General features: G+C 37.0%; 14 protein-coding genes. 9 read left to right on the top strand and 5 right to left on the bottom strand.

The genetic code is table 11. From position 1 onward, the window contains the following. Window positions 1-211: 211 nt before the first annotated feature. Genes F7888_RS06005 through F7888_RS05995 form a run of 3 tightly spaced genes read right to left on the bottom strand, consistent with a single transcriptional unit; the run spans window position 212 to window position 2,492 of the window. The gene (locus F7888_RS06005) at window positions 212-940 is read right to left on the bottom strand and encodes an amino acid ABC transporter ATP-binding protein (protein ID WP_191778195.1); all 729 of its coding nucleotides are present in this window, start codon (window positions 938-940) and stop codon (window positions 212-214) included. A gap of 15 nt (window positions 941-955) precedes the next feature. Next, a complete protein-coding gene (locus F7888_RS06000; RefSeq protein WP_191778193.1) occupies window positions 956-1,612 on the bottom strand; it encodes an amino acid ABC transporter permease in 657 nt (218 codons plus the stop codon). Window positions 1,613-1,670: 58 nt separating this feature from the next. Further along, window positions 1,671-2,492, bottom strand: a complete 822-nt coding sequence (locus F7888_RS05995; RefSeq protein ID WP_191778191.1) for a transporter substrate-binding domain-containing protein — start codon at window positions 2,490-2,492, stop codon at window positions 1,671-1,673. 343 nt (window positions 2,493-2,835) lie between these two features. On the opposite strand from F7888_RS05995, the gene F7888_RS05990 reads away from it, so the two are divergent. From F7888_RS05990 to trhO, 3 genes are all read left to right on the top strand, one after another. Continuing rightward, window positions 2,836-4,050, top strand: coding sequence for a threonine synthase (locus F7888_RS05990; protein ID WP_191778189.1), 1,215 nt, complete (start codon window positions 2,836-2,838; stop codon window positions 4,048-4,050). Between the two features lie 82 nt (window positions 4,051-4,132). Continuing rightward, a complete protein-coding gene (locus tag F7888_RS05985; protein ID WP_191778187.1) occupies window positions 4,133-5,056 on the top strand; it encodes a DMT family transporter in 924 nt (307 codons plus the stop codon). 104 nt (window positions 5,057-5,160) lie between these two features. Beyond that, entirely contained in the window at window positions 5,161-6,126 is a 966-nt protein-coding gene (trhO, locus tag F7888_RS05980) for an oxygen-dependent tRNA uridine(34) hydroxylase TrhO (protein ID WP_191778186.1), read from the top strand. A 64-nt stretch (window positions 6,127-6,190) separates the two neighbouring features. On the opposite strand, the gene F7888_RS05975 is transcribed toward trhO, so the two are convergent. Continuing rightward, the gene (locus F7888_RS05975; protein ID WP_191778184.1) at window positions 6,191-6,754 is read right to left on the bottom strand and encodes an FAD-dependent oxidoreductase; all 564 of its coding nucleotides are present in this window, start codon (window positions 6,752-6,754) and stop codon (window positions 6,191-6,193) included. Between the two features lie 143 nt (window positions 6,755-6,897). On the opposite strand from F7888_RS05975, the gene F7888_RS05970 reads away from it, so the two are divergent. Beyond that, window positions 6,898-7,170 (top strand): YkvA family protein, encoded by a 273-nt coding sequence (locus tag F7888_RS05970; RefSeq protein ID WP_191778182.1) that lies wholly within the window; start codon window positions 6,898-6,900, stop codon window positions 7,168-7,170. 293 nt (window positions 7,171-7,463) lie between these two features. Continuing rightward, entirely contained in the window at window positions 7,464-9,803 is a 2,340-nt protein-coding gene (gene helD / locus F7888_RS05965) for an RNA polymerase recycling motor HelD (RefSeq protein ID WP_191778180.1), read from the top strand. Window positions 9,804-9,860: 57 nt separating this feature from the next. On the opposite strand, the gene F7888_RS05960 is transcribed toward helD, so the two are convergent. Further along, window positions 9,861-10,760 carry a LysR family transcriptional regulator gene (locus F7888_RS05960; RefSeq protein WP_191778178.1) on the bottom strand — a complete coding sequence of 300 codons (900 nt, stop codon included), beginning with the start codon at window positions 10,758-10,760 and terminating at the stop codon, window positions 9,861-9,863. Between the two features lie 110 nt (window positions 10,761-10,870). Here F7888_RS05960 and F7888_RS05955 point away from each other — a divergent pair, with 110 nt between their 5' ends. The 4 genes from F7888_RS05955 to F7888_RS05940 all read left to right on the top strand — a co-directional run bounded on the left by F7888_RS05955 (window position 10,871) and on the right by F7888_RS05940 (window position 15,133). Continuing rightward, the gene (locus F7888_RS05955; protein ID WP_191778176.1) at window positions 10,871-11,872 is read left to right on the top strand and encodes a YeiH family protein; all 1,002 of its coding nucleotides are present in this window, start codon (window positions 10,871-10,873) and stop codon (window positions 11,870-11,872) included. A 159-nt stretch (window positions 11,873-12,031) separates the two neighbouring features. Further along, entirely contained in the window at window positions 12,032-12,988 is a 957-nt protein-coding gene (locus F7888_RS05950; RefSeq protein ID WP_191778174.1) for a 2-hydroxyacid dehydrogenase family protein, read from the top strand. Window positions 12,989-13,240: 252 nt separating this feature from the next. Next, entirely contained in the window at window positions 13,241-14,032 is a 792-nt protein-coding gene (locus tag F7888_RS05945; protein ID WP_191778172.1) for an ABC transporter ATP-binding protein, read from the top strand. A gap of 108 nt (window positions 14,033-14,140) precedes the next feature. Then, complete coding sequence (locus F7888_RS05940) at window positions 14,141-15,133, top strand: NADPH:quinone oxidoreductase family protein (protein WP_191778170.1); 993 nt, start codon at window positions 14,141-14,143, stop codon at window positions 15,131-15,133. Window positions 15,134-15,143: the final 10 nt, after the last annotated feature.

Below are 15,143 nucleotides of genomic sequence, written 5' to 3'. Positions count from 1 at the left end.
AATCATGACGACACCCACCTACTATTTATTAAATCAATTATAAATTAAAAAAGAGAAAGATAGGAATAAAAACCTAAGTTTCTCTTTTATGAGGACTTTTTCAGTGGCCTCAGCAACGCGACGAGGAGGCTCACCGGTCACCCCACAGGACGCGTAGTGTATTCAGGCTGCGGTGTGAAAACAACAACAACTTATACGAAAACAACCTATATTAATGATTCAATACCTTCGAAAGGAAATTCTTTGCTCTGTCTGTATCAGGATTTGTAAAGAATTTCTCTGGTGGTGCTACTTCAACGATTGAGCCATCTGCCATGAAGACAATTTGATCACACATTTCTCTTGCAAAGCCCATTTCATGAGTAACGACAATCATCGTCATTCCCGTTTTGGCAAGGCTTCTCATTGCATCGAGAACCTCTTTGATCATCTCTGGATCAAGTGCTGAGGTTGGCTCATCAAATAGCATCACCTTTGGATCCATCGCAAGTGCTCTTGCGATTGCCACACGTTGTTGCTGTCCTCCTGAAAGCTGTCCAGGATATGAATCGAATTTATCACCTAATCCAAGTGAGGCGAGTAACTCTCTTCCTTTTTCTTGGGCAGCTGCTTTATCCATTTTTTTAACATTAATCGGGGCAATTGTTACGTTTTCCAAAGCAGTTAAAAAAGGATATAAGTTAAATGATTGAAAGACAAACCCAATATCTGTTCGAACCTCGTTAATATTCGTTTTCTTATCATGAATAGAGACGCCGTCAATGGTAATAACGCCCTCATCAATACTTTCTAATGCGTTAATCGTTCTGATCAAGGTACTCTTACCAGCACCACTAGGTCCAATTAATGCAAATACATTAGATTTAGGGATTTCAAGATTAATATCTTGTAAGACATGGTTCGTCCCGAAGCTTTTTTGTACATCTTTAATGGTAATCATTTCTTCACCTCTTTATTATTCCTTAACCATAAATTTACGCTCAATTAAGCGGATAATTTGTGATAATGTAAATGTCATGACGAAATAGAGTAGAGCAACAAACGTCCATACTTCAAGTGATCGGAATGATGTAGCGACGATATTTCTTGCAACAAGTGTTAAGTCAACCACTGAAATGACAGATACAAGTGATGAGTCCTTAATTAAGATAATAAATTGTGAAGCAAGAGGAGGTAATACCTTTCTAAATGCTTGCGGTAAGATAATTAATCTCATCGCTTGAACATATGTCATACCTGCTGAACGTGCTGCTTCCATTTGACCCTTAGGAACTGACTGTATTCCTGCTCTAACGATTTCAGCAACAAAGGCACCTGAGAATGCTGCCAAACTAACCACTGCAGACCAAAATGAACCTAATTGTACAAATTTACCTAATACGAAGAAGATCCATAATAGTAATACAAGTAAAGGAACTCCGCGCATGATTTCTATGTAGGTCGTTGCTAAAAATGAAAGAATTTTGATTTTTGAAACACGACATAGTCCTAGAATAATACCGATTGGGATACTGAAAAGTAATGCTAGTGCTGATATTTGTAGTGTCATGATGATTCCGTCTATGAACAAGTGCATGTTCTGAGGAATAACACTCCAGTCCATGTTATACATTGTTATCCTCCCTTAAGAAAAACGGTGGGGAAGAAATCACCACCACCGTCATTTGTTATTAATCATTTGCAACTTCATCCATCCAAGAATCGTTTTTAAACCATTTGTCAAATGATTCTAATTCAGCAGGGCTACCTTTATATGATTCTAAGAATGAATTAATCCATTGAACAGTTTCTAGGTCATTCAGTTTTACGGCAATTCCAAGATTTTCAGAAGAGATGAGGTCATATACTCCTCTTACACTATCTGCATTCATTAATTCATATGTTCTAACCCCTGGCTCATCATAGATGATTCCGTCAGCCTGCCCACCAGTTAATGCCATCGAAGCTGCAGGGAAATCCTCAAAATCTAGAACTTCGGCATTCTTAAAAATTTGTTTTGCTAATAGAGCACCAGTTGTTCCTAATGATACGGCAATTTTCTTTCCTGCTTGGTCAAGATCTTCCCAAGATTGAGTGGAGGTATCACTCTTAGGTAGCATTAATACCTGTCCAGTTTGGAAATAAGGATTTGCAAAGCTAACAGATAGAGCGCGGTCTCCGCGAATCGTCATTCCAGCAATGATCATATCAATTTCGCCTGTTTGTAATGCTGGAATCAATCCATCAAATCCAAATTGCTTGAACTCAACATCTACTTTTAGTGAGTCAGCAATGGCTTTACCAAAATCAATATCATACCCAATGAAATCTCCATTTTTGTCCTTCATTTCAAATGGGAAGTAACCTGGTGCTGTTCCAATCACAAGTTTCTTCTTCTTTATTACATTTTCAATCGTTGATGGATTTGCTCCACCTTCATTACTTGCTGTTTGGGTACATCCTGATAAAATTAAAACAAAAATTAATAAAAATGCAGTTGATAATTTCTTCATTATTTGCTCACCTTTCTTACATTTAGTCTGGTAGTTAGAGTGTTTCATTCTCTCATTTAACTAAAATGTGAAAATATTTAATTTATTGAATCTTTATACATTGTAAAATAAAAATGACAGAATATCTAGATGTTTTTTTAATAAATATTCATATTTTTGTATAATTTTATTATTATACTTATAATGTTTAGAGATTATAGGTTTTATTGATGTATATTTATACTAGGTGTCAAACTTGTTTGAAATTTTAAAGAAATGTTGAATATGGGAATTACATATAATCTTTTTTGTAATAGAATAAAAGAATAGAAGATTTAAATTTGAAATGAGAAGGGGTTATTCAATGAGTTTTAGCTTTGTTTCGCATTTGTATTGTCCGAAATGTAATCGTACATATAATCATGAAGAGATCAACCAGCTTTGTACATGTGGTTCCCCATTATTAGTTAGTTATGATCTTGAAGAACTTGCAAAGCATCTGAAAAAGGAAGATTTAATGGCAAGAGATGCGAGCCTGTGGAGATACCATGAACTTCTTCCAGTTGTAAATAAAGAGAATGTAGTTTCTCTAGGAGAAGGAATGACGCCGCTACTTCCAATGTCTGTCATTGGTCAGGACATGTCGATTCCCAATTTATATATGAAGGATGAAGGCATTATCCCAACAGGTACATTCAAGGCACGCGGGGCTGCTGTAGGAGTTTCAAAGGCAAAGGAGCTTGGTGTAAAGGAGCTGGCAATGCCGACAAACGGAAATGCAGGGGCTGCTTGGGCATTATATGCAGCAAGAGGTGGGATAAAAGCAAGCATCATCATGCCTGTTGATGCACCCAAAATTACTCGGAATGAGACAGCTATTTCAGGTGCGAACTTGAATCTAGTCGATGGGCTAATTAGTGATGCTGGTAAAATAGTTGGTCAAGCGGTAAAAGAGTATGATTTATTTGATGCTTCTACATTAAAGGAGCCTTATCGTATAGAAGGTAAAAAGACAATGGGCTTAGAAATTGCTGAGCAATTTGGCTGGAAAATGCCTGATGTGATCCTGTATCCAACAGGTGGTGGTGTCGGTATTATTGGTATCTACAAAGCGTTAACAGAACTAAAGGAGCTTGGTTGGGTTGAAGGTAAGCTTCCACGCCTTGTTGCAGTTCAGGCTGACGGATGTGCTCCGATTGTAAAGGCGTGGGAGGAAGGAAAGAAAGATTCTGAATTCTGGCAGAACTCAACAACTGTTGCTTTTGGTATTAATGTTCCAAAAGCACTTGGTGACTTTTTAGTGCTAGAAGCTCTTTATGAAACTGAAGGCTGTGCGATTGCGATTGATGACAAGGCACTACTTTTGGAACAAGAAAAAATAGCTGCCTTAGAAGGAGCTTTTGTTTGTCCAGAAGGAGCAGCTACTTTTGTGGCAGCTAGACAATTGAGAGAAAGTGGCTGGATCAAAGACGATGAAGTCGTGGTTGCTCTTAATACAGGTATGGGAATTAAATATCCTGATACAGTGTCTGTTGACGTTCCTGTATTGCAAAAAGAAGAAACACTTAAGCGATCTTAACGATTCATTTAAGACCTACTCTTATCTTGACCCTGAGTAGGTCATTTTGCTGAGTATTCAGGTGATAACTGGGGGAATTTGCTTGTCGAAAATATTTCTGTACTCATCTTTGGTATTGGTTACATTGATGTGGGGACTAAATGTCATTGCAACAAAGGTATTGGTCACTGCATTTAGCCCTGTGACGATGACGTCCTTTCGCATCTTTGTTGCGGGTGTAGTTGCTTTTTTGATTTTGTTTTTATTGGGAAAGGTGGAAAGGATTTCACTAGCAAATCTACGCTATATTTTTATTGCTTCACTCTTTAATGTTGTTGGACATCATGTGTTCTTATCGATTGGACTTACGAAGACTACAGCCTCTAACACGGGTTTAATTCTGGGATTGTCGCCATTGTTTTCTGTGATTTTAGCTACACTGATCTTAAAAGATAAATTAACTGTGATGAAGGCGACGGGGATTTTTACAGGCTTTACTGGTGTTTGTTTTGTCATCTTAAATGGGGCGACTGATTTAACGACGATTTCAATTGGGGATATATGCATCTTTCTATCCATTGCAACTCAAGGATTTAGCTTCGTCATGATTAAAAAAGTAACGTCTAAATTAGACCCAACCGTCATGACCTCCTACATGCTATTGTTCGGTTCAATTGTCTTGTTTGGAATCAGTCGCTTTATGGAGCCTAATGGATTGGCTACCATGAAGAATGGCAGTGTCGGAATTTGGTTACTGTTCTTTGCTTCAGCCATTTTTGCTACAGGGGTTTCTCATATCCTCTATAATCGTGCGATTCAAGAAATTGGTGTAGCAGAGTCAGCCATCTTTATTAATTTGATTCCTTTCTTTTCTTTAATTGGAGCTGTCGTATTTTTACATGAAAAAATCTCGTTTCTACAAGTCTCTGGATTTCTATTTATCGTTATCGGTGTATTATTAGGTTCAGGCGCATTGGATAAGAAATTTTTTCTCCGAAGCAAGGGATTTCATAAAGAAACGATATAATGGAAATATTATTCAAGTCTAATAAAATTGAAAAAGTCGTAACTTTTCTGATATAGTTATATATTGATAAAAAAGATATTTACAGCAAGGTGGAATTAGTTAGAATGGAAAATCAATATAGAATTCTTTTGTATTATAAATATGTACACATCTCTGACCCTGAAGAATTTGCAAAACAGCACTTGGCATTTTGTAATGAACATCAACTAAAGGGAAGAATATTAGTTGCCCAAGAGGGGATTAATGGAACTCTATCAGGAACGATTGAACAAACGAATGCTTATATCGATCACATGAAAGCTGATCCTCGTTTTGAAGATATGGTATATAAGATTGATGAAGCAGATGCACATGCATTTAAGAAAATGCATGTGCGCCATCGTTCTGAGCTTGTAACGCTTCGATTAGAGGATGATGTGAATCCATTAGAAGTAACAGGGAAATATTTGTCACCAAAAGAGTTTCTTGAATCAATGAAATCAGAGGATACAGTTGTCATTGATGCTAGAAATGATTATGAATATGAACTTGGTCACTTCCGTGGAGCAATCAAACCTGATATTCATTCATTCCGTGAATTACCAGAATGGATTCGAAATAATAAAGAGAAATTTGAAGGAAAGAAAATTCTAACCTATTGTACAGGTGGAATTCGTTGTGAGAAATTCTCTGGTTGGATGGTAAAAGAAGGCTTTGAAGATGTTTCTCAGCTCCATGGGGGAATTGTTACCTATGGTAAGGACCCAGAAGTTCAAGGAGAGCTTTGGGATGGTCAATGCTATGTATTCGATGAGCGAATTGGTGTTCCTGTTAATCAAAAGGAGCATGTAATTGTCGGGAAAGATCATTATACAGGTGAACCATGTGAGCGTTATGTAAATTGTGCTAATCCAGAGTGCAATAAGCAAATCTTAAGTAGTGAAGAGCATGAGCATCTTTATTTAAGAAGTTGTTCACATGATTGTCTAGTTCATCCTCGTAACAGATACATCAAGGAGCATAACTTAACTGAAGAGGAAGTCAAGGTACGAGTGAAGCAAATTGAAGAACAATTGCTATTGCTAAGTTAACTAAAAAGGGGCTCTGGTCAGAATGATCAAAGTCCCTTTTTAGTTACATTATGAATAAAAATGATTATGCTTTTAATACATCATGATCAACGTAGCGTTCGCCGTTCATTTCACTAATGACATTAATTGCTACATGAGCACCATGTCCTGAAGTAATAATTGTATGAACGCTAACACCAGCAACAGTACCAGCTGCCCATATACCATGAACGCTTGTTTTACCTTCTGAGTCTGCATCAATCACTGTTTTGATGCGTGGTTCTGTTCCAGGCTTTGTCGCAATCCCTGCTTTTTCAGCAAGGTCAAGTCCAACTCCAGTCGCAATTATAATGTGCTTTGCTTCATATGTATTGCTTCCTACTTCGACTTGAAAGCCTGAATCTGTTTTTGTGATATTTGTTGCTTGCTCTTCAATTAACTCTGCACCTAATCTAGTTGCTTGTGATTTTCCAGTATGAATAAGATCTGGCCCTGATACTTCTGTTAAGCCGTAATGATTTTCAATCCATGCTCTTTTTGTCATACTTTTATCGTGGTCAACTAATAACGTTTTTTTACCAGATTTAGCAGTGAAAATAGCTGCACTAGCTCCAGCAGGACCTGCACCAATTATAATAACATCATACATCTTGAAAACCTCCTAGAAAATGATTAAAAGTAAGCTACATTTGCTACTTTGATAAGTAAAGTGTAGTAATAAATTGGATATAAGTCAATTTATATGAATAGGAAAAAAGATGGTTCTATAGGAAATGGAAGAGGGGAAATACGATGAAATTCTTAAAAAGGTTTGCATTTATTCTAAGGTTTTGGAAATTCATACCATTCATTTTTGCTTTCTTCAAATCAAAAGAAGTGAAACTTCATTATAAACTATTATGTGTGTTAACGATTTTAACCTATGGATTCTTTCCATTTGATCTAATTCATGATTATATACCTGTGGCTGGGGTAATCGATGATGTTGTTATTACTGCATTTGTATTAGAGAGAATGATTAAAATTGCCCCACAATCACTAAAAGATAAGTACAAGCTTACTTAAGGGTTTTATAACCGAAGAGATAAAAGTGTAGGTATGAAAATTATGGTTAAACTAATATAGGCGCATTGAAACAAAAAGGCTGACCTCTAAATAGAAGTCAGCCTCTTTATTTATTGTATTTGTATGTAAATCTAAATTAGGTTATTGATAATAACCTAATAATATGTTAACTTAATTAATGGATTCTAATTTATTATAAGGACTATTATATATGTATCCAATTATGATTATATATAATAATTTCTTTGCTGTCAACCCTATAACTAATCATTTTTTTCAAAGGAGTGCTGATTATGAACTCAAATTTTCTTCAGGAGCAAGAAAGGCTTAATCAGGTAATTGAGGCCATTACTGATCAAATTCGCAACTTAGAGGAGAAAACCGATGAACATCGCGAAGAAGTGGTGGAATATCGAAGAAACTTTTGGGACGATGTGAAAGTTAATACAGATTCTTTTGATGACTATCTTGAAGCGATTATTGCTTTAAGACAACAGGCTCAAGACTTATCTGTCCGACAAACCATCCATAAGCATTCCTACGATCGATTATCAACCCTTCAACGTATGAAGGATCTCCCATATTTCGGACGTATCGATTTCAAAGAGGAAGGAACGAATGAAGTAGAAAAGGTATATATTGGTGTCTCTACTTTAACAGATCCAAGTGGCGAAGAATTCCTAATCTATGATTGGAGGACACCAGTTGCTAGCGTATACTATGACTATCCACCAGGTCCTGCAAAGTATGAAACACCAGGTGGTACGATTCATGGGATGCTTGAAAGCAAGTGGCAGTATTTGATTCGTGGTGGGAAAATTCAATCGATGTTTGATACAAGTCTTACAATTGGTGATGAAGTACTGCAAGAGGTTCTAGGGAAAAGTACTAATAAACAGATGCATAGTATTGTTGCAACCATTCAACAGGAGCAAAATCAGATCATTAGGCATGATAAAGGAAGGCTTCTCATTGTTCATGGTGCAGCAGGAAGTGGAAAAACATCTGCAGCCTTACAAAGAGTTGCTTATCTTCTGTATAAGTATCGTGACCGCTTGAAGGCTGACCAAATCGTCCTCTTCTCACCGAATACAATGTTTAATCACTATATATCCAATGTGTTGCCTGAATTAGGCGAGGAGAATATGCTGCAGGCAACATTTCAGGAATATTTATATCGTTCATTAGGGGGCTCCTTTCAGGTAGAGGGTCCGTATGAACAGATGGAATACGTATTAACTGCAAACAGTGAGGCTGAATATAGAACACGGATGCGAAGTATTCAATTTAAAGCATCTAAAGCATTTTTTGAATTAATCAAGACATATTTTAAATCACTTGAGCAAACTGGTATTTTATTTAGAGATATCGTATTCCAAGGAGAGACAGTTATTACAGCTGCTGAGATATCTGAAAGATTTTATTCGCTTCATACAGAGCTTACTTTACACAACAGATTAGAGAAGCTATCGGAATGGATTCTCAAAACTATTTCGAGATTAGAGAAGCAGGAGAGAAAAAAGCCTTGGGTACAGGAGGAAATTGAGCTTCTTGATAATGATGAGTATCAAAAGATCTATACTCACCTACAGAAGAAAGGACATTTCAGTGGGGATGAATTTAACGATTATGATCGAGAAATCCAAGAACTAAGTAAAGTCCTTGTACGTCGAAAGGTAAAGCCATTGATTAAATGGATTCGAATGATGGGGTTTGTTGATATTCGAAGCACCTATAAGCAATTGTTCTTAGATCCTGAAAAAATCAGTCATTTAACCCAACGTGAAACACCTGAGGATTGGAATGAAATATGCCAGTTGACGTTGCAAATGTTAGAGGCTGGTAAGCTTTATTATGAGGATGCCACTCCATTCTTATTGTTAAAAGAGTTGATTCTTGGTTTTCAAACAAACGGTTCCATTAAATATGTATTTATTGATGAGGCTCAGGATTATTCGCCATTTCAATTTGAATTTATCAAACGATTGTTTCCTTCTGCTAGATTAACGGTGCTTGGTGATTTTAATCAAGCGATTTTCGCTTATGCAAATGAAACAAGTGACTTTGATATGCTTTCTACCTTATATGGAGAAGATCAAACAAGTATCATTAATTTATCAAAGAGCTATCGTTCAACAAAGCCGATTATTGAGTTTACACGTGCTCTCCTGCCAAGAAACAATCAAATTGAAGCATTTAATCGTGATGGAGATAAACCTGTTGTCACAGTGCTAAATAATCGTGTTGAATTACATGAGGCGATTACGTCGAGAGTTAAAGAATTACGAGGGATGGAATATAAAACAATCGCCATCATTTGTAAGTCTGAGGCTGAGAGTGTTGACGTCTATCATCATTTACAACATATTGAAGACATCAAGCTGATTAAGAGTGGATCAATGGAATACGAACAAGGCGTTGTCATCATTCCAGGATATTTAGCAAAAGGGATTGAGTTTGACGCAGTTATTGTGTATGATGCCTCTAATGAAGAATATCGTGATGAAAGCTTACGGAAATTGTTCTATACAATCTGTACGAGAGCCATGCACGAATTATATGTATATAGTGTAGGAAAACCAAGTCCATTTATGACTGGGATTTCAGAGGGTTTATTTGTGTTGTCTGAATGATAGATACGATGAGAAGAAAGCTGTGCCGTTTAAGATAGGCAGAGCTTTCTTTTTTTATCATTTTTCAGCTTGCTTCGTTGCTCTTTTATTCAATGCATCAATCAATAGGTTAATGTTCTGTTGTTGTTCAGTTGTTGTTGAATTTATGATTGAAAATTTACGTTTGAACGGTCCTAATTTGACATCAAGGATTGATAGCAAGTGATGCTCATGATCTCGTTTGACAGCAGAACGAGAAATGAGTGCTAGACCAAGTCCATTTATGACTGCCTCCTTGATCCCTTGAGTACTACTTATCGCCATTAAATGATTGATTTTCAATCCGTGTGCAGATATGACATGATCGAAAAATTCACGGGTTCCAGAACCTTTCTCTCTAGTAATCCAATTTTGATTTTGAAGTTCATGTTCATTTATTTCCTTCTTCTTGGTAAGTGGATGGAAGGTAGGGGCAATAATCACAAGCTCATCATCTAAGAATGGTCTAATCGTTAAATCCTTTTCATTCGTTTGTCCTTCAATTAATCCAATATCCACCTTGAATAGTTTCACAAGCTCAACAATTTCATCTGTATTCCCTATAATGATCTCAAATTCAAGATAAGGATAATCTGCTTGCATTTCAGCAAGAAATGAGGGAATCGTATATTCGCCTATTGTAAAGCTAGCTCCAATTTTAATTAATCCTTTCACTAAATGATGATGCTCATAAATATCTCGTTTCGCCCGTTCATACATTTGGATCATTTGGATGGCTCGTTGATATAAAATTTCACCAGTAGGTGTGATTTGAAACGTTTTAGGTGATCGAACAAAAAGCTTTGTTTGGAATTCATTCTCTAAGTTCTTGATATGAACACTGACACTAGGCTGGGAGATCAAGAGTTTTTCGGCGGCCCGTGAGAAGCTTTGCTCCTCTACAACCTGTACAAATGTTTTTAGAGCATCATAGTACATACGAACACTCCTATTATTAATATTTTTAATCTTTGCGATTAATTAATCCTATTTTACTAATGATACGGATTTATATAAAGTAAAAGTACGTATTTAAGAGGGTGGATATAATGAAAACAACTAGGAAGAACCTCAATTTTATGATTGGGTTGATGCTCACTCTTTTTATCTCTTTAACTGCAAAAGCTTTATCCTTACTGCCAGGTCTCATGATAATAGGTCCGTTAGTTCTTGCCTTATTGTTAGGGATGGTTGTTAGAAGTTTGTTTCAAGTCAAAAAGAAGTATGCTGTTGGAGTTGATTTTTCTAGTAAGTACTTATTGAGACTTGGAATTATTCTATTAGGGCTAAGGCTACATCTAGGTGATATTTATCATGCAGGATTAACTGTGTTTATGCTTGCGTTGATTTGCCTGTTGTTAGGTATTTTGGGTGTGTATGGATTGTCCCGTTTGTTTGGTGTTGGCAAGAAAATCGGCTTATTAACAGCCTTTGGTACAGGGATTTGTGGAGCAGCAGCGATTGTAGCGTTAGCTCCGCAATTAAAGGCGAATAAAGAAGAAGTCTCAACAAGTGTGGCTGTTATCGCTGTGTTAGGTACGTTCTTCACAATCGTCTATACATTTATCTATTCAATATTGCAGTTGACGCCAATTGAGTATGGTCAATTTGTGGGAGCAACCCTTCATGAAATAGCACATGTGATTGCAGCCTCTGATATAGGTGGTAGTAATGCGGTTGATATGGCCATCATAGTGAAATTAACAAGGGTTATGTTACTAATACCAGTTGCATTTGTCCTAGGTTTATTGATTAGGTCAAAAGCTGCAACAAATGAAGGGGAAAAAGCTTCGCTACCAATGCCCTGGTTTATAATAGGTTTTTTAGCAATGAGTGGCTTGAATACACTAGATGTTTTGCCTGAAATGGTCGTGCATGTGTTGGTTAATAGCTCTGCCATTTTCCTTGCGATGGCCATGGCAGGATTCGGACTGAATGTTAATATCAAGAACCTATTGCAGCGTGGTAAGAGTGCATTTATTGCAGGGCTCATTGGTTCAGTAGTTTTATCGATGCTGGGATATTTTTTAGTAAGATTTTTTGCCAATTAAAAGAGTCGGAAATCATTTTGATCTCCGACTCTTTTTGTTCATTTTAGAAAATGGACTGCGTTTAATTGATGAGTCCTAATTTCACAAAAAAGTTGTACAATTCTAATTATTAATTTACCATTAACTTAGAAGTGAAAATGAAAATAGGAAGTGATACATATGGCGAAGATTCTCATCTCTGGAAAAATTCCTACGATAGGATATCAAATGTTAGAAGGTCATGATATTGAAATATATGAGAGTGACGAAGTGATCACAAGTGAAGAATTAGCTCGTCGAATCGTTGATAAGGATGCATTACTTTGTCCATTATCTAGTCCAGTCACAAAAGAAGTGATTGAAAATGCAGGGAATCTGAAAATTATAGCTAATTTTGGAGCTGGTTTTGATAATATTAATCTTGCTGCAGCTAAAGAACGAAGCATTGTTGTAACTAACACACCAGCTGTTTCTACAGATGCAACAGCTGAACTTACTTTAGGCATTCTGATTGCGATTTCTAGAAGGATTGTTGAAGGGGATGCGTTATGTCGCACCGTGGGATTTAAAGGGTGGGCACCTCTATTCTTTCTTGGAAGAGAATTAACAAATAAGAAGCTAGGGATTATTGGTCTTGGCAAAATAGGTCAGGGTGTTGCAAAAAGAGCGAGAGCGTTTGGTATGGAAATTTTTTATACTGGTCCAAGACGTAAAAATCCTCAAATTGAACAAGAGTTACAAGCAACCTACGTTTCAATGGACGAGTTACTACGTGAATCGGATTACATTACCATTCACTCTCCATATCGAGCAGAAACCCATCATTTAATAAAGGCTGAGCAATTTGAACAGATGAAGCAGGATGCTTTCTTAATTAATGCTTCAAGAGGGCCAGTCGTTAAAGAAGATGATTTAGTTCAAGCTTTGAAAGCAAAAACAATTGCGGGTGCTGCTCTAGATGTGTTTGAATTTGAACCAACAATAACAGAAGAGCTTAAGCAGTTAGATAATGTTGTGCTCACGCCTCACATTGGAAATGCAACAGTTGAGACAAGAGATGCGATGGCTGAAATCGCTGTGAAAAATATAGTAAATGTTCTTGAAGGAAAGGGAGCCATCACGCCAGTTTCTATATGAGTAGTCATTAATTTAGGCTGTTTTCTCAAAGTTTGATGTTGTTTTGAGATGAATTATTGAGAATGAGATTTCTAGCAGACTGAATACACGGAGACTCCCGTGGGATGCGTGGGCAAAGTGAGACCCCGCAGGAGCGCTAGCGACGAGGAGGCTCACCGGTCACCCCACAGGACGCGGAGTGTATTCAGGCTGCGGGTATTAAAAGCAACAATCTATACGAAAACAGCCTTAATCTAAAAGGAGGTCAAATGGATGGTTTTTCAGTTAAAGGGAGTTTCTTTAAGAAAAGATGCAACATGGATTCTTAAGGATATTCATTGGAAGGTAGAAAAAGGGGAACACTGGGCGTTGTTTGGTTTAAATGGTGCTGGAAAGACAGCGCTTTTAAATTTATTGAATGCCTATGAGTTTCCAACTAAGGGTGAAATGACTGTACTTGGAAAAGTATTTGGAAAAAGTCCACTAGGTGAGCACCTTCGGATGAAGATTGGCATGGTCTCCTCCTCCTTGCAGCAGAAATTATATCCAGGAGACAGTGCCTATGAAATTGTATTAAGTGGGGGCTTTGCTTCGATAGGGTTATATGAGACACCCACTGATGAAATGAGAACAAAAGCAGTATCATTATTAAAAGAGCTAGGATGTATGAAATATGCTGATCGAAACTATGAAACTCTTTCTCAAGGTGAAAAACAACGTATATTAATTGCGAGAGCATTGATGGCACAGCCTCAATTACTGATACTAGATGAGCCTACAAACGGACTTGACTTTATTGCTAGAGAAAATTTACTTGAGGCAATTGAACGAATTGTTGTTAGAGAGGATGCACCATCTATTCTTTATGTTACTCATCACCTAGAGGAAATTCTTCCTATCTATAAAAACACTCTTCTGCTTAAAAAAGGGGAAGTATTTTCGGCAGGGAGCACAGAAGAAATGCTTTCAAGTGAAACATTAACTGAGTTCTTTGATGTTCCTGTTGATGTAATTTGGAGTAATCATCGTCCACTATTATCAAAAAAAACGCGTAATAGAGTTTAATTTGTCCAAGAAAATGTAACTTTTTAGATTAAATAAATCTGTTTTTTTGTGGTACGCTTTAAAAATCAACACAATTATTTATCTTTTTCAATGTTGAAAGGAGAAATTATGACTAATTTTAAAGCGTTAATTGTAGATAAAACAGAATCCACATTTGAATTAAATATGAAAGAAATTAGGTTGGCAGAGCTACCTGAAGGAGACGTATTAATCAAAGTTGCTTATTCAAGTGTCAATTATAAGGATGGACTTGCGAGTATTCCAGATGGAAACATTGTTAGTTCTTATCCATTTATCCCAGGAATAGATTTAGCGGGTACGGTTGTTTCTAGTAATGAACCTTCTTTTCAAATAGGAGATCCTGTGATTGTAACAAGCTATGAACTAGGAGTTTCTCATTTTGGAGGCTATAGTGAGTATGCTCGTGTTCCTGCAGCTTGGGTCGTTCCTCTGCCTAAAGGCTTGAGTCTTAAAGAGGCGATGATATATGGGACAGCGGGCTTCACTGCTGCACTTTCTATTGATGCCTTAGAAAGAAATGGTCTAACACCTCAATCTGGAAAAGTCTTGGTTACTGGTGCAACAGGAGGCGTTGGAAGTATGGCTGTTTCTATGTTAGCACAACGTGGATATACAGTTGCGGCGAGTACTGGAAAGGATAGTGAGCATGAATATTTGAAACGAATTGGTGCAGCGGAAGTTCTTAGACGAGAAGAAACTTCTCCTGAGAAAGTCAGAGCACTTGGTAAGCAGCATTGGGCTGGTGCAGTTGACCCTGTAGGTGGTAAAACATTGGCCTATGTTCTAAGTACAACGAAGTATGGGGGCAGTGTTGCTGTAAGTGGACTAACTGGGGGAGCGCAGGTTCCTACAACCGTGTTTCCATTTATTCTTAGAGGCGTGAATCTTCTTGGGATTGATTCAGTTAATCTTCCAATGGATAAGCGAATTGTAATATGGGATAGAATTTCCACTGATTTACATATTCAAGAACGCTGTGAAGAAATTAGTCGGGAAATATTATTTGAGGAATTGCCAGATGTACTACCAAAAATATTAAATGGTGAAGTAAGAGGGCGTACAGTAGTTAAAATTTCATAATATAAATTGT

It is taken from the genome of Litchfieldia stipae (genome assembly GCF_014837155.1).
GTDB lineage: Bacteria > Bacillota > Bacilli > Bacillales > Bacillaceae_L > Litchfieldia.
The sequence above is the reverse complement of the archived record's forward strand: the minus strand, read 5'-3'. Positions and strand labels throughout refer to the sequence as shown.

Excerpts from the sequence above, each read along its gene's own strand:
- F7888_RS05975 (WP_191778184.1), bottom strand. The coding sequence starts at position 6,754 with ATGTATGATGTTATTATAATTGGTGCAGGTCCTGCTGGAGCTAGTGCA.
- F7888_RS05945 (WP_191778172.1), top strand. The coding sequence starts at position 13,241 with ATGGTTTTTCAGTTAAAGGGAGTTTCTTTAAGAAAAGATGCAACATGG.
- F7888_RS06000 (WP_191778193.1), bottom strand. The coding sequence starts at position 1,612 with ATGTATAACATGGACTGGAGTGTTATTCCTCAGAACATGCACTTGTTC.
- F7888_RS05970 (WP_191778182.1), top strand. The coding sequence starts at position 6,898 with ATGAAATTCTTAAAAAGGTTTGCATTTATTCTAAGGTTTTGGAAATTC.
- F7888_RS05960 (WP_191778178.1), bottom strand. The coding sequence starts at position 10,760 with ATGTACTATGATGCTCTAAAAACATTTGTACAGGTTGTAGAGGAGCAA.
- F7888_RS05955 (WP_191778176.1), top strand. The coding sequence starts at position 10,871 with ATGAAAACAACTAGGAAGAACCTCAATTTTATGATTGGGTTGATGCTC.
- F7888_RS05990 (WP_191778189.1), top strand. The coding sequence starts at position 2,836 with ATGAGTTTTAGCTTTGTTTCGCATTTGTATTGTCCGAAATGTAATCGT.
- F7888_RS05950 (WP_191778174.1), top strand. The coding sequence starts at position 12,032 with ATGGCGAAGATTCTCATCTCTGGAAAAATTCCTACGATAGGATATCAA.
- F7888_RS06005 (WP_191778195.1), bottom strand. The coding sequence starts at position 940 with ATGATTACCATTAAAGATGTACAAAAAAGCTTCGGGACGAACCATGTC.
- F7888_RS05940 (WP_191778170.1), top strand. The coding sequence starts at position 14,141 with ATGACTAATTTTAAAGCGTTAATTGTAGATAAAACAGAATCCACATTT.
- trhO (WP_191778186.1), top strand. The coding sequence starts at position 5,161 with ATGGAAAATCAATATAGAATTCTTTTGTATTATAAATATGTACACATC.
- helD (WP_191778180.1), top strand. The coding sequence starts at position 7,464 with ATGAACTCAAATTTTCTTCAGGAGCAAGAAAGGCTTAATCAGGTAATT.
- F7888_RS05995 (WP_191778191.1), bottom strand. The coding sequence starts at position 2,492 with ATGAAGAAATTATCAACTGCATTTTTATTAATTTTTGTTTTAATTTTA.